The sequence below is a fragment of the Alcaligenes faecalis genome (genome assembly GCF_009497775.1).
Classification (GTDB): Bacteria; Pseudomonadota; Gammaproteobacteria; order Burkholderiales; family Burkholderiaceae_B; genus Alcaligenes; species Alcaligenes faecalis_D.
Map to the genome: position 1 here is coordinate 604099 of NZ_CP031012.1, position 14894 is coordinate 618992.

The window sequence follows — 14894 nt, forward strand, 5'->3', positions numbered from 1 at the left end:
GCCCGTTTTTGTTGTGCAGGATCAGAAATAGCAGGGTGCAGAAGCTGCACCCTTTTGCGCCCAAATCATAGAGCAAAATTACCAGCGGTAGTTCAGATTTATCATGCCGCTCATCCCGTAAGACGAGCCCGAGCCTTGCTCACGAATAAAGCGGGCCGAGACCAGGGTGCTCTTGCTGATTTCGCCATCCACACCCAGCTGGATTTCGCCCGCATTGCGCGCGTTGCTGGCTTTGAAGCGGCTATCGCCTACGTAGATGCCTGTGTCGTTGAAGCGGTGTATCCAGGCCAGTTCCACAAAGGGACGCAAGGGCAGGGTGGTGGTGTCCGGGGCGGCTTCTACTCGCACACCCAGGCGGGATTGGGTGGTGCTCTTGCGCTGAACTGCGTAGCTGGTGCCTTGAACTTCACCTTCGTCGCCCGACAAGTGACTGTACAACAACTGGGCTTTAGGGGTGATCAGCACGGCGCTATCCGGTGCATATTTCCAGCCATAGCCAGCTTCTGCCGCTACTTGCCACAGGTTGTTATTGTGTTTCAGCTCGCCCAGATCGCTGGTGAGCTTGCCACGGTAGTGTGTAAATTGCAGGGAGCTGTCGACGAACCAGCCCTGGCGGCTTTGGGCATCTTGCAGATAGGTCGCGTATGCGCCCACGTTGTAGCCAGTCCGTTTGTCCTTGGCATGCAGGGTGCTGTGATGGTTCAGATCAGCCGGGTCAATGAACTGGTTGCGGGATTTGGCGGAGATTTCACCTACGCCCGCCATCAGGCCGGTACGGAAATCGCCTTTTTCAAAGCTCTTGCCCCAGACGTCACCACCAAATTGGAACATGCTGCTGTTGACCTTGGCATCGACAGAATCGTAGTCCTCGAAGCCCATTTTCTTGTCGGTACGCACTTGTGCGCGAGCCCAGATTTTGCGCTGACCGGCGGTCAGACCTTGCTGATTCAACTCACGTTCGTGGAAGGTATGGGCAAACAGATTCTGGGAAACACGGTGGGCGGCCAGGTAGGCCGGGGCTTCCGGGGAGACGTTAACGTGCCCGTCGGTTTCCGGATCGGTGGGGCCTTCGGGATCAGGATTGTTGGTGGAGGAAGTCAGATACCACTGGTGGTTGTTGCTTTGGTCCTTGTCGCGGCTGACCAGGCTGTATTCATAGCCATTGGCCGAGACTGTGTGTGTGGCAGGGCGGTAGCCGCTGGACTGGGCGCTCAGGGTGAAGGCATCGTTGGCAATGTTTGCGCCGGTACCGCTGACCACCAGCGGAATGCCGTGAACGGTCTGGCCGCCTGGGCCGCGCACGTTCAGAATGTGCAGCTCGGTGTTGCCGGTGACTTTGCCGTTGTCGCCAATCACTAGTCGGTCGGAGCCGGAGCCATCGCCTTCCAGGTAGACGCTCATGGCCATGTGGCCGCCACCTTCGTACTCATTCACGCTCAAGGTTTTAAAGCGTGTGCTCAGGTCTGGCTGGAACAGCAGGTAGCCGTCCTTATTGACGACTTTGTCCAGTTGGGAGGAGCGGGTCATCAGCCAGGTGCTGTTGTCTTGCAGGTTTAGCGTGCCGACCGAGCTGTCGTCATCTTTATCAATACCGCCAACCCAGGCGCTGCGTCCGTTCAGCGTCATGTTGTCCAGCTTGGCGCCATTGCGCAGCTTCAGATTGCCAGCCAGTGTGGAGCGGGTGCTGGTCAGGCTGGAAGTGCCCAGATTGGCTTGTGTGCCGTCCAGGGTCAGGAGCTGGCGACCGTTAATGTTGCTGTCACTGATATCCAGTGCTACGCCTACGTTGCTGGCGCGCAGCGCGCTGGCTTTGGTCGAGATGATGGAGCTGTTCTTGATGCTCTTGGCAACTTGAATGCCGTCATTGCTGGCGTTGCTCAGGCGAAAGCCGTCGGCATTGTTGCCCGAGGTTCGGACATTGAGCTGCTCAAAATTGAAGATGGGGTTTTCGCGCAAATACACGCCTACCGCGCCATCACCCAGCGTAGTGATGTTGGTGACGCCTTTCATGTCCAGACGTGGGGTGCCGACGTCAGTACCGTCAAACATATGCACACCGTGGGCGCTGTTGCCTTCGGTCAGGATGTTGATATTTGTAGTGCTGGCCGCTACATCCAGGCCAACGTCGTTATTGGTCAAGACATAGATGCCAGCGGCACCGGCGGCCTTGGTGTGAACATTGATGTCCTTGCCATGGAAGACCGCCAGATCTTGGCCGGGGGTTCCTGCCCAGGCGGGGTGGCCTTGCACATAAATACCGTGGGCCGCTACGCCGTTCGCCGTAGTGGTGATATTGACGCGCTCAAAAATGGCCAGGCCCTGCCGCATATCAATCCCGGCGCGGCCCACTTCCATGTCCACATCTTGCAGATGGATGGTGGCGTCATCCACGACCCAGACGCCAATAGCCGTGTTTCCGTTGGCAGCGCCCATATCCTTGATGGATGTATTCTTGACCGTCATGGTACCGCCTGGCTGATCCAGTTTGAGGATCTGGCTGCCATTGGCGCCTTCATAAAAGACTTTGCTGTCTGTAATTGTGGCGGTGCCACCATAGACGCCAAGACCGGAGGTGGCAGCCCGGCTGCTGCTGTCTTTCAGATCCGCGCCGCCAATGTGGATTTCGCTGTTCTTGATGTTCAGTGTGCCGTCTCGATTGGCGCTGACTGACTGGCTAAAGGAGCGCAGGACGGAGTTTTCAATATTCAGGGTGCTATCGCGGGGGACGGCAGCAATTCCTCCCGCCGTATTCACCTGCACATTGTTCCAGTTTTGTGTGCTGCCCGAGCTCATGTCCATCAGCGTGGATGCGCCGTTGCGGTGATTCAGGACCGTGTCTTGCAGCGTGAGCGTGGAGTTCGAGCCTTGTGCGATCAGGTATTGTCCGTCGCCGCTGATGGTGCTGCCTTCAATGGTGGCGTTGCTGTTTCCGCCCAGGCGAATGGTGGGAGCCTTGCGGTTGTCGCTGGAGATCTCGCTGTCTTTGACCTTGAGTGTGGCATTGGAGCCGCTCAGGTGAATGGCCGCGCCCTGGGAGTTCGTGCCGTTGCTGATGGTGCTGGTGACACGGCTATTGTTCAATTCGACCGAGGTATTGCTTTGTCCTGAACCGATGGCGTAGACACGTTCGCCTTCTGCACTGATTTGGGAGCCATTGGCGGTGAAACTGTGTCCGCTTCCTAAAATGACGGCGCCGCCTGTGGTCGTGCCCTGGAAAATAACCTGATCATCTGGGCCAATAAGGTTGGGGCCTCCGGCAGCACCCTGTGTCAGATCTATCTGACTATAGGTTTCGGCCTGTGCCGAAATAGTCCCTGCGGCGAGTGCCACGCCGCTCAGCAAGCTGAGCATGATGGGGTTAAGTGCGAACATCTTTCATACTCCCTGTTGTTTTTGTCATCAGGGTGTTGGTTGGCAACTTCAGCCTTAGGCAGCGCGCAACCACACCCTATCTGAAACCAAGCATTTATCGAGCAGAGAAATCGCCATTTTGGTGCCCACCGTTGCGTGAGCTGAGCCAAGATGTGAAAACGGGCCTAGTGTTGTGCTAGGCCCGCCTGCGTATGATAGTGAAGCTTGCTGGTCTTTGTATCGAAGGGTGTCGTTTATTTGTGATGTTTTTGTTTACGAACGTCACATTTTCCGCATCAAGAAAATCTCCTTGACGAATCCGCCTATATACGGCGGCTTACAGCGGAATGGGTTCATGATGTGGTGGCTTAGGGTTAACGACTAGATACCTGGCATGGGATTTGCGCTAGGAAATTGATGCTTTAAAGCGACAAGATAGGCAACCAAGGGTTTTCCATAGCATTTATCTTGCATTGCACCATTTTTGTGGGTAGACTTCAGTTATTGGATGTTGAAAAGAAAGCGGGAAAACAAGCGTAATAACCCTTAGCTTTCAGGCTCGATACTTTATCTGGTAGCCCAACTTGCCACGATTGTCTCCTCCACCCTCCTCCTTTGGTGGATTTGCCCGAGATCTCTAGATCTCGGGTTTTTTTTTGTGCGTTCCTTTTTTGCGCACATATCCTGCTCAGCAAAGCCAGCGTTTAAGCGGTTTATGGCTTTGTTGATGTTTTTGCTGTTCGCCGGAGCTGCTTTGGCTTCGCACGGCAAAACACGTTCCACAGCCTGAATAGAAAAAGCCTTGCCCATCATTGCTGATGGACAAGGCTTTTTTGCTGTCAGGGTCGAACGAACTTACTTCTGTGGAACGGTGGCTACATGCAGCAAGTTGGTGCGACCGCTGGTGCCAAAAGGAACACCGGCAATCATCACGATGGTGTCGCCAGCCTGAGCAAACTCATGCTGCGCTGCCATATCGGTAGCGTGGTCGATCATCTCGCCCAGATCGCTGACGTCCTCGCAAGGCACGGCATGCACACCCCAGGCCAAGGTCAGACGACGTGCGGTTTCCACACGGGGCGTCAGTGCCAGGATAGGGGCGATGGGCCGTTCACGGCTGGCACGCAAGGCGCTAAAGCCAGTGGTGGTGTAAGCCACATTCGTTGCCGGTTCCAGAATGCTGGCGACGCGACGCAGGGCGCAGCAGATCGCGTCTGCGGTGCTGGCTTCGGCGGTGCTGTGGTTGGCTTCCAGAATGGTGCGCCAGCTAGGATCGTTTTCGATCTCCTTGATGATGCTGTCCATGATGGACACCGCTTCCAGCGGAAACTGGCCCGAGGCCGATTCGGCAGACAGCATGACGGCGTCAGCACCTGAGTAGATGGCGGTAGCCACGTCGGAGGCTTCAGCACGTGTAGGCACAGGCGAGGTAATCATGGATTCCAGCATCTGTGTGGCGACGACCACCGGGCGGCCTGCCGCACGGGCAGTACGCACGATTTGACGCTGCAACACAGGCACGCGCTGGGGTGGGACTTCCACGCCCAGGTCGCCACGTGCCACCATTACGCCATCACACAGCTGGACGATTTCTTCCAGGTGTTCCAGCGCTTGTGGTTTTTCCAGCTTGGCCATGATCCAGGCCTTGTCACCGATCAGCTCGCGGGCTTCACGGATGTCGCCAGGACGCTGTACAAAGGACAGCGCAACCCAATCCACGCCCAATTCCAGTCCAAACTTCAGATCGATCAGGTCTTTCTCGGTCAAGGGCGAGATAGGCAGTACCACGCCGGGTACGTTCACGCCCTTGCGGTCGGACAGGGGGCCGCCGACCATGACCGTGGTTTCTGCAAAGTCCGGACCAAAGCTGTCCACACGCAGACGCAGCTTGCCGTCATCGAGCAGCAGGTCTGTCCCGTCTTCCAGAGCAGCGAAGATTTCGGGGTGAGGTAGGTAGGCTCGCTGGCTGGTCCCCTCGGCGGGGTCCAGATCCAGGCGGAATTTCTGGCCGGTTTCCAATGTCACGCGGCCATCTTGCATTTTGCCAACGCGCAGCTTGGGCCCTTGCAGGTCCATCAGAATACCGATACTGCGACCGGTTTCCTTTTCAATCTGACGAATGGTGTGATAGCGCGCGGCATGGTCTTCATGTGTGCCGTGGCTGAAGTTCAGGCGGAATACATCAGCTCCGGCCTCGAACAGTTCACGAATGCGTTCTGGCGTAGAACTGGCAGGACCCAGGGTAGCCAGAATGCGGGAATGACGTTGACGTTTCATGGGTTGTTGTCCTTAGGGGGATCGATAGCTCAAAGAGCAGCGATACCGGCGCGGGCGATCTGAGCGTCTTCAGGTGCTTTCACGCCGGACACGCCGACTGCACCAATGACTTGACCGTCCACCACAATCGGTTCGCCGCCTTCCAGAGGCGTGATGGGCATGGACAGAGCGGCAAAGCGACCATTGTTGACCATGTCTTCAAATACCTTGCTGGGCTTGCCACCGCCAAGCACGCAAGTGTGTGCTTTTGCGGGGGCAACCTGGGCGCTCATCAAGGGAGCGCCGTCCATACGCTGCATCCAGAGCGCGTGACCGCCTGCATCGCAAATGGCGATGCTGACAGCCCAGTTGTTCTTCAGCGCTTCTTGCTCGGCAGCGGCAGCAATTTTTTTAACATCGGCCAGGGTCAGTACTTTCGTGTCTCTCATGTCCAGTCCTTAAAGAAAAGCGTTAATCGCTAGGGGTTAAAACCAGAATTGCACGGAAATCATTGACGTTGGTCAGGGTGGGGCCCGTAACCAAAGCGTCATCCAAGGCTTCAAAGAAGCCATGACCATCATTATTGTCCAGACTGGCCCTTGGGCGTATACCTAGTTGCCAGGCACGCTCCAAAGTGTCCGGACTGCAGAAGGCTCCGGCAATTTCTTCCTGGCCATCCACACCGTCGGTATCGCCTGCCAAACCGTAGATACCGGGTGCCCCGTTCAAGGCAATGGCGGTGGACAACAGAAACTCCACATTGCGACCACCACGGCCCTGGCCGCGCAAGGTCACGGTGGTTTCTCCGCCCGACAGCAGTACGCAGGGAGTCTGGGCAGGCTGGCCATGCTGGGAAACACTCAAGGCGATACCGGCCATGACTTTGCCTACATCGCGGGCTTCGCCTTCAATGCTGTCGCCCAGCAAGACGGGACGCACGCCACGGGCTTCAGCGACACGAGCTGCAGCCAGCAGGGCCAGTTGGGGTGTGGCGACCAGATGGGTGGTGACATGAGCCAGGCGTGGATCATCGGGCTTGATGGTTTCGCCATCGCCGCTCTCCAGCAGGGCACGGGCTGCGGCAGGAATCTCGATGCCGTAGCGGGTGATGATTTCCAGTGCTTGCTCACACGTGGTGGGATCTGCCACCGTGGGGCCAGAAGCGATGTCCATGGGCTTGTCGCCGGGAACATCGGAAATCAGCAGGTTCAGGACACGGGCAGGGGCGCACGCCGCTGCCAGACGGCCGCCTTTGATGGCAGACAGGTGGCGGCGCACGGTGTTCATCTCGCCAATCGAAGCGCCTGATTTCAGCAGCGCTTTATTGATGGCTTGTTTGTCGGCCAGGGTGACGCCTTCTGCGGCCAGGGGCAGCAGAGACGAGCCGCCACCGGAAATCAGGCAGATCACCAGATCGTCTTCGTTCAGATCGCTGACCGTGCGCAAAATCTCGCGGGCCGCGTCTTCACCGGCCTGGTCAGGCACAGGGTGAGAAGCTTCCAGAATCTTGATGTGGTCACAAGGCACGCTGTAGCCATAACGGGTGACGACCACGCCGCTGATGGGGCCTTTGTCCCAGTGACGCTCTAGTGCCTGGGCCATCGCTGCCGATGCCTTGCCTGCGCCAATCACAATGGTGCGGCCTTTGGGCGCATCGGGAAGATAAGGCGGGATGCAATGTTCAGGCTGAGCCGCGTTGACGGCAGCTTGAAACATTTTGCTGAGTAAGTCTTGTGGCTCGATCTTCATGGGTCAATCCTAATGCAGGGCGATGGCAGCAAACCATCTTACTGCGCGACAGGGATGTGACTGCGTGAGAGCAGGACATCTTTGCTGCTAACTGGAAAAAAAAGCGGGCCGCAGCCCGCTTGCTGGATGTCCTGGCCGTGCTGGCTCGATGTCTGGAAAAAACCAGCCCGGACGGGAGCATCCTTGAACCGATCTTATTGACCAATCTCGTAGTTGGCCATGATTTCCAGAGCGCGGACCATGGCGGAGTGGTCTTGTGCAGCGCCACCGTGGGCGGCGCAGGTGTTGAACAGTTCCTGGGCCGTTGCGGTGTTGGGCAAAGCCACGCCCAACTGACGCGCGGTGGTCAGGGCCAGGTTCAAGTCTTTCTGGTGCAGTTCAATGCGGAAGCCAGGATCAAAAGTGCGTTTGACCATGCGCTCGCCGTGTACTTCCAGAATGCGCGAGTTGGCAAAACCGCCCATCAGCGCTTCACGAACCTTGCCTGCATCAGCACCGGCCTTGGAGGCCAGCAACAGGGCTTCGCCTACGGCTTCAATGGTCAGAGCCACAATGATCTGGTTGGCCACCTTGGTGATCTGACCGTCGCCGTAGCTGCCGACCAGGGTGATGTTCTTGCCCATCAGTTCAAACAGAGGCTTGACCTTGTCGAAGGCTTCTTGCTTGCCGCCGACCATGATGGTCAGCGAGCCAGCTTTGGCACCGACTTCGCCACCGGACACAGGAGCGTCCAGGTATTCGCAACCCAGCTTGACGATGCGCTCGGCAAAGCCTTTGGTGGCCACGGGAGAGATGGAGCTCATGTCCACCACGATCTTGCCAGCGGTCAGGCCAGCGGCAATGCCGTCTTCGCCAAACAGCGCATCTTCCACGTGAGGGGTGTCGGGCACCATCGTGATGATGATGTCAGCCTGACGGGTCACTTCGGTGCCGTTGGCGCAAACCGTTGCACCAGCTTCTTTCACGCTTTTGGGGAAGTCGCCACGGGTGTAGGCAAACAGCTCATGACCACCCTTGATCAGGTTGACGGCCATGGGTGCGCCCATGATGCCCAAACCAATAAAACCGATTTTAGCCATTGTGTAATCTCCTAATAATTATCTGCAGGTATCCGACGATCAGGCGGCGACTTCAGTCAGTTCAGTCATCCAGCCCAGGCCATCCTTGGTCACGCCAGCGGGCTTGTACTCGCCGCCGATCCAGCCCCGGTAGCCAATGCTGTCGATGTACTTGAACAGCCAGGCGTAGTTGATCTCGCCTGTGCCTGGTTCGTTGCGGCCTGGGTTATCCGCGATCTGGATGTGCGCAATCTTGTCCAGGTGCTTTTTCATGGTGGCGGCCAGCTCGCCTTCCATGCGCTGGGCGTGGTAGACGTCGTACTGGATGAACAGATTGTCCGAACCCACGTCCTGCAACAGAGCCGCGGCCTGCTCGGTGCGGTTCAGGTAGAAACCTGGAATGTCGAAGGTGTTGATGGGTTCAACCAGCAGGCGCAGGCCGGCGTCTTTCAGCTTGGCGGCAGCAAACTGCAGATTGCTGACCAAGGTCTTGTGAGCCAGTTCACGGTCTGCGCCTTGGGCCAGTTTGCCCGCTAGGCAGTTGACTTGCTTGCAGCCCAGCGCGGTGGCGTATTCGATGGCACGGCCTACGCCGTCCTGGAATTCACCCACGCGCTCGGGCAGGATTGCAATGCCGCGCTCGCCACCGTCCCAGTCGCCCGCAGGCAGGTTGTGCAACACTTGGGTCAGACCGTGTTGTTGCAGTTTGTCAGCCAGCTGCTGTTTGTCGTAGGCGTAGGGGAACAGGTACTCCACTCCCTTGAAACCGGCTTCGGCCGCTGCCTGGAAACGATCCAGGAAGTCGTGCTCGTTAAACAGCATGGTCAGGTTGGCGGCAAATTTTGGCATAGTGCTACTCCGTTTTTTAAATCAGCAATCAGTCCATCAGCGAGATGGCGGTGGGGGCGTCAATACCCGCTTCGGCCAGGGACTCGAATTCCGTCACATTGTGCAGTTCGGTGCCCATGGCAATGTTGGTGACGCGCTCCAGGATCAGTTCGATCACAACCGGCACGCTGAACTCTTTCATCCATGCGCGAGCCTGTTCGATGGCGGCCTGAATGTCTTGGGGTTTGTGTACACGGATGGCCTTGCAACCCAGACCTTCCACCACAGTGATGTGATCCACACCATAACCTTCGGTTTCAGGGGCGTTGATGTTGTCAAAGGCCAGCTGTACACAATAGTCCATCTCAAAGCCGCGCTGTGCCTGACGGATCAGACCCAGGTAGGCGTTGTTGACCAGAATATGGATGTAAGGCAGCTTGAACTGGGCGCCTACGGCCAGCTCTTCAATCATGAACTGGAAGTCGTAGTCGCCCGAAATGGCCACCACTTCACGGCCTGGGTCAGCGGCAACCACACCCAGAGCAGCGGGAATGGTCCAGCCCAATGGGCCCGCCTGACCGCAGTTGATCCAGTGACGTGGCTTGTACACGTGCAGGAACTGGGCGGCCGCAATCTGCGACAGACCAATCGTGCTGACGTAGGTGGTCGAAGGACCAAAGGCGCGGTTCATTTCTTCGTACACGCGCTGAGGCTTCAAGGGCACGTTGTCGAAGTTGGTCTTGCGTTGCAAAGTGGCCTTGCGTTTCTGGCAGTCGGCTACCCAGGCGGCGCGATCGCTCAGCTTGCCAGCAGCCTTGTATTCTTTGGCGACTTCAATGAACAGTTTCAGTGCAGCGCCTGCGTCCGAGGCAATGCCCAGATCAGGACCAAACACGCGGCCGATCTGTGTGGGTTCGATGTCCACGTGCACGAACTTGCGGCCTTCGGTGTAGACGTCCACGGAACCGGTGTGGCGGTTGGCCCAGCGGTTACCGATACCGAATACAAAGTCCGAAGCCAGCAAAGTCTGGTTGCCGTAACGGTGCGAGGTTTGCAGACCGACCATACCGGCCATCAATGGGTGATCGTCCGGCACAGTGCCCCAGCCCATCAGGGTTGGAATCACGGGAACGTTCACCAGTTCGGCAAATTCCTGCAGCAGGGCAGCGGCGTCAGCGTTGATCACGCCACCACCGGAGACGATCAGCGGACGCTCGGAAGCGTTCAGCAGTTCGATGGCTTTTTCAGCCTGGGCGCGCGTGGCGGTCGGCTTGTACGCTTCCAGTGGCGAGTAGGTGTCCAGATCGAACTCGATCTCGGCCATTTGTACGTCGATAGGCATATCGATCAGCACAGGACCGGGACGGCCGGAGCGCATGATGTGGAAAGCCTGCTGGAACACGCGTGGGATCAGATCAGGTTCGCGAACCGTCACGGCCCATTTGGTCACGGGCTTGGCAATGGATTCAATGTCCACAGCCTGGAAGTCTTCCTTGTACAGGCGGGCACGTGGGGCCTGGCCGGTAATGCACAGAATTGGGATCGAGTCAGCCGATGCGGAGTACAGGCCGGTGATCATGTCTGTGCCAGCGGGACCGGAGGTGCCAATGCACACGCCGATATTGCCGGGATTGGCACGGGTAAAACCTTCGGCCATGTGGGAAGCGCCTTCCACGTGGCGGGCGAGAATGTGATCAAAGCCACCTTCTTTGCGCAGTGCGGAGTAGAAGGGGTTGATGGCGGCGCCGGGCACGCCAAATACGGTGCTCACGCCTTCTTTACGTAAAATTGCGGCGGCGGCGTCCACTGCTCTCATTCGAGCCATTGATATCTCCTAGATCATCGTTTGACGAAATTCACAACTCGATAATAAGGAGTGATGGACCTGCCTAGAAATGGTGGTACGATTGTTTCTATCGATACTTGGAGTATTGAATGAGCCGTTATACCGAAATTCGAAGTTTTGCACTGGTCGCTGAAAAAGGCAGTTTTGCAGCCGCTTCTGTGATCGAAGGAGTCACCCCCGTGGTCATGGGCCGCCGCCTGGATGCGCTGGAACAGCGCCTGGGTGTGCGCCTGATGCACCGATCTACCCGTGGGCTGACGCTGACGGATCTGGGCGAGCAGTTTCTGGAGCAGTGCAAACAAATTCTGAAGGACTTTGAGGAGGCCGAAGCCAGTATCAGCGCCCAGCGTAAAGTGGTGCGCGGGCACTTGGTGGTGTCGGCCCCGGCGGCCTTTGGGCGTCGCCATGTGGCGCCCCATGCCTTGTCCTTCAAAAAGCGTTATCCCGAGTTGAAGCTGTCGTTTAACTTCACCGACAGCGTGGTCGATCTGGTGCGTGAAGGTTATGACATGGCCTTGCGGATTGGTGAAGTGACCGACCCCAACTATGTGGCGGTGCGTCTGTATCCGAACCGACGGGTGGTGTGTGGCACGCCCGAGTATTTTGAGCGTCACGGTGTGCCGCGCGTACCGGAAGATCTGGCTCGTCATAACTGCTTGGCGTTCAACTTGCAGGGCGGGCAGCAACGCGGTTGGACCTTCTTGCGTGATGGTCGGCCTTTGGCGGTACGGGTCGATGGCGATCTGGACTGCAATGACGGTGAACTGCTTTTCAACTGGGTCAAGCAAGGTTGGGGGATAGGCTGGCGTTCCACCTGGGAAATTCAGCCGGAACTCAAGCGGGGCGAGCTGGTGACGGTGCTGAACGAGTTTGAAATTCCCAGCTACGACATCCAGGCGGTGTATCAGCAGCAGCGTTATTTGCCAGCCAAGGTGCGCCGTTTCATCGACTATTTGCGTGCTATCTACAACACGCCTGGCTATTGGGATGGCGAGGTGCAGTTCTAGGCTTTCCAGTTTCCTGAATGAAAAAAAAACCGCTTCGAAAAGCGGTTTTTTTCATGCTGCATGGCGCTTAGAAGTGCCATTCCACCTGCACGGTGGGGGCGCTGGTTTTGATGCCAGGCTTCAGGTTGCCGTTCGCCATGTAACGATTGCCGAACTTGTTGTACCAGTACTCGTAGCCAATCCCCACCCACAGGGTGTTTTTCTTGTCGAAGGCCACTTTACCCACGTCGGCCATCAGGGAGGTACGGACCAGCACTTCAGACTTGGTGCTGATGCCTGCGTAGTCGTCACCCTTGGGGCCAGCGTAGTTGGCAAAGCCCTGGAACTTCAGCGGGACCGAACCCACATCGAAGGGCAGGTTCCAGTTCAGGCTGGCCAGAAACTGAGTGTGGAAAGAGCTGCGGCTGTCGGGGCAAGCAGGGGCACCCAGGCCACAGTGGTTCCACTCTTTACCCACCATCAGGCTTAGGTCCACAAAGCCTCGGGGTACATCGAACTTGAAGGTTGGGCCCAGCACCAGCAGGCGTTTGCGCGGTGCAAAGGCGGTGTTCTTGGTGTTCAGGTCAAAGCCGGCCGTAATGGCCACATCCTTCACGGGACCAAAGCTGATGTCCTTGTCGAACACCTTGCCCATGGAGAGCTGGTGACGATAAGTGGCGTAGAACTCGGTGGCGCCATTGCTGCCGTTGCCGCTGGACGGGTCGTAGCGATCCGACTGCAGAATATCCAGGTTAAAGAAGTTCTGTCCCAGGCTGTAGCCGTTGACGTGAGTCAGGCTCAGGATGTGCTTCTGGATAGTCCGATCGTTCATCGGCTCGGTGTACTGCGTGCTGAAACGGTAGCCTAAAAAGGTGTCGCTCCAGTCGGCTGCCAAAGCGGGGCTGGACAGCAGGGGGGCGGCCAGCAGGGCGCATGCCCAGCGAGCAGGGTGTAGCTGTTTCATAGTGTCTCCTCTTTGTTTGAGCACAAACAGGTCCTTGGGATCTGATGTCCCTTATGGCCTGCGGCTTTAGTTTTCTTCGAGTGGGTGTTACTGACCTTGCTTAGATTAATTATGGGCAGTCGATACTTTTATGCGGGTACTGCAGAAATTTGAACAGCCGCCCGTTTCAGGCTGGGCGGCTGTTCAAAAAGGGGGGCTTAGCCGTTTTGTGAGGCCAGGTGATTGCTGCTGTCTTCCGTCGCTTTTTGAGCGGTGGCCTGTTTGCGGGCCTGGGTAGCAGCGGTGGATTCAACGGTGTGACCTTGATCGGCGTATTTCTCCATGCCGTTGAAGAACAGGTTCAACAAGATGGCAGAGACGGCAGCCAGCAAGATTCCGCTATGCAGCAGGGGGGCCAGAGCAGGCGGCATCTTGTCCAGCAGATGCTCGGCAACCAGGGGGATCATGCCAAAGCCCAGGCTGATGGCCACGATGTAGGGGTTGTAAGGGTTGCGGTTCAGGTTGGCCGACATCAGGATCTTGATGCCGGTGGCGGCCACCATGCCGAACATCACAATGCCAGCACCGCCCAGAACGTAGTTGGGGATGGAAGCCACGATGAACGCCATTTTGGGGAACAGGCCCAGCATGATCAGGAAGGCACCGCCCATGACGCATACCCAGCGGCTGCGCACGCCGGTCACGCTGACCAGGCCCACGTTTTGCGAGAAAGAGCTGTGCGGGAAGGTGTTCATGATGCCGCCCACCAGGGTGCCCAGACCGTCAGTACGCAGACCACGCACCAGCGCTTCGCGGTCGGTAGGACGGCCGCAGATGGAACCCAGTGCCAGGAACATGCCCAGAGATTCAACCATGATCACAACCATGATCAGGGACAGGACGGCTGCTGCACCCAGCAGGGCCCAGCTGAAAGTCGGTACACCAAAGTGGAATGGAGTCACCACGGCAAACCAGCTGGTCTGATCCAGACCTTCAAAGGTGATGCGACCCATGGCCAGGGAAACGAAGAAACCAACCAGCAGACCAATCAGCACGGCCACGTTTGCCAGGAAACCGCGCGCAAACTTGGTGATCAGCAGGATCACGGTCAGCACCATCAGGGCAATGCCCAGGTTTTCCAGCGAACCGTAGTCGGGATTGGGGATGGACAGGCCGGTAGCAGCATCGGTAATGGTCGGGGAGCCGCCGCCGATCCAGTTCAGACCCACGCGCATCAGCGTCACGCCAATCACGGTAATGATGATGCCGGTCACGACAGGGGGGAACAAGCCCATCAGACGGCTAAATACCGGGGCAATCAGAATACTGAAGATACCGGCCAGGATGGTGGCGCCGAAAATACCGGGCAGGCCCAGTTGCGGGTCCAGACCAATGGCGATCATGGGGCTGACCGCTGCAAAGGACACACCCATCATGACGGGCAGTTTGATACCGAACATGCCCAGGCCGCGAGCCTGGATGATGGTGATCAGGCCACAGCACAGCAGGTCGGCATTAATCAGGAATGCGATCTGTTCTTTGGTCAGGCCCAAGGCTGCACCAATGATCAGGGGGACAGCAACTGCGCCCGCGTACATCACCATGACGTGTTGCAAACCAAGGGTTGCCAGGCGCCCCGTTGGTAGGCGTTCGTCTACACCGTCACAAGCAGCAGGTGTGGACACTTCTGGGTTGGCGGACATCCGGGTCTCCTTATTAATACGTTATGCGCAGCCGATGCCTGGGCCGCGTAAGCATAAAGTTATCGGATGGGCCGTATCACTGGAAGGCAGTACGGCTTGATAAGTAGAATACGTAAAAGCGTATGGCAGGCTGATCCCTACAGGGGGGAAAGGATATAAGCCCTGTAGATGGGG

Annotated in this window: 10 protein-coding genes; 1 reads left to right on the forward strand and 9 read right to left on the reverse strand. The window is 57.5% G+C overall.

Going from position 1 to position 14894, the window contains the following annotated elements; translation table 11 throughout:
• Positions 1 to 78 precede the first annotated feature (78 nt).
• The 7 genes from DUD43_RS02770 to gcl all read right to left on the reverse strand — a co-directional run bounded on the left by DUD43_RS02770 (position 79) and on the right by gcl (position 11067).
• Positions 79 to 3372, reverse strand: a complete 3294-nt coding sequence (locus DUD43_RS02770) for an autotransporter outer membrane beta-barrel domain-containing protein (protein WP_153229059.1) — start codon at positions 3370 to 3372, stop codon at positions 79 to 81.
• A gap of 834 nt (positions 3373 to 4206) precedes the next feature.
• Positions 4207 to 5628 (reverse strand): pyruvate kinase, encoded by a 1422-nt coding sequence (gene pyk / locus DUD43_RS02775; protein ID WP_153229060.1) that lies wholly within the window; start codon positions 5626 to 5628, stop codon positions 4207 to 4209.
• Positions 5629 to 5657: 29 nt separating this feature from the next.
• Entirely contained in the window at positions 5658 to 6056 is a 399-nt protein-coding gene (locus tag DUD43_RS02780) for a GlcG/HbpS family heme-binding protein (protein WP_009461115.1), read from the reverse strand.
• A gap of 22 nt (positions 6057 to 6078) precedes the next feature.
• Positions 6079 to 7356: a glycerate kinase type-2 family protein gene (locus DUD43_RS02785; RefSeq protein ID WP_153229061.1), complete on the reverse strand. Its 1278-nt coding sequence runs from the start codon at positions 7354 to 7356 to the stop codon at positions 6079 to 6081.
• Positions 7357 to 7550: 194 nt separating this feature from the next.
• A complete protein-coding gene (locus tag DUD43_RS02790; protein WP_153229062.1) occupies positions 7551 to 8435 on the reverse strand; it encodes a 2-hydroxy-3-oxopropionate reductase in 885 nt (294 codons plus the stop codon).
• A gap of 39 nt (positions 8436 to 8474) precedes the next feature.
• Positions 8475 to 9263 carry a hydroxypyruvate isomerase gene (gene hyi, locus DUD43_RS02795; protein ID WP_153229063.1) on the reverse strand — a complete coding sequence of 263 codons (789 nt, stop codon included), beginning with the start codon at positions 9261 to 9263 and terminating at the stop codon, positions 8475 to 8477.
• A 28-nt stretch (positions 9264 to 9291) separates the two neighbouring features.
• Complete coding sequence (gcl, locus tag DUD43_RS02800) at positions 9292 to 11067, reverse strand: glyoxylate carboligase (protein WP_153229064.1); 1776 nt, start codon at positions 11065 to 11067, stop codon at positions 9292 to 9294.
• Positions 11068 to 11177: 110 nt separating this feature from the next.
• On the opposite strand from gcl, the gene DUD43_RS02805 reads away from it, so the two are divergent.
• The gene (locus DUD43_RS02805) at positions 11178 to 12095 is read left to right on the forward strand and encodes a LysR family transcriptional regulator (protein WP_026485032.1); all 918 of its coding nucleotides are present in this window, start codon (positions 11178 to 11180) and stop codon (positions 12093 to 12095) included.
• 67 nt (positions 12096 to 12162) lie between these two features.
• On the opposite strand, the gene DUD43_RS02810 is transcribed toward DUD43_RS02805, so the two are convergent.
• The gene (locus DUD43_RS02810) at positions 12163 to 13038 is read right to left on the reverse strand and encodes a hypothetical protein (RefSeq protein ID WP_153229065.1); all 876 of its coding nucleotides are present in this window, start codon (positions 13036 to 13038) and stop codon (positions 12163 to 12165) included.
• Positions 13039 to 13235: 197 nt separating this feature from the next.
• Entirely contained in the window at positions 13236 to 14720 is a 1485-nt protein-coding gene (locus DUD43_RS02815) for a nucleobase:cation symporter-2 family protein (RefSeq protein ID WP_153229066.1), read from the reverse strand.
• Positions 14721 to 14894 lie beyond the last annotated feature (174 nt).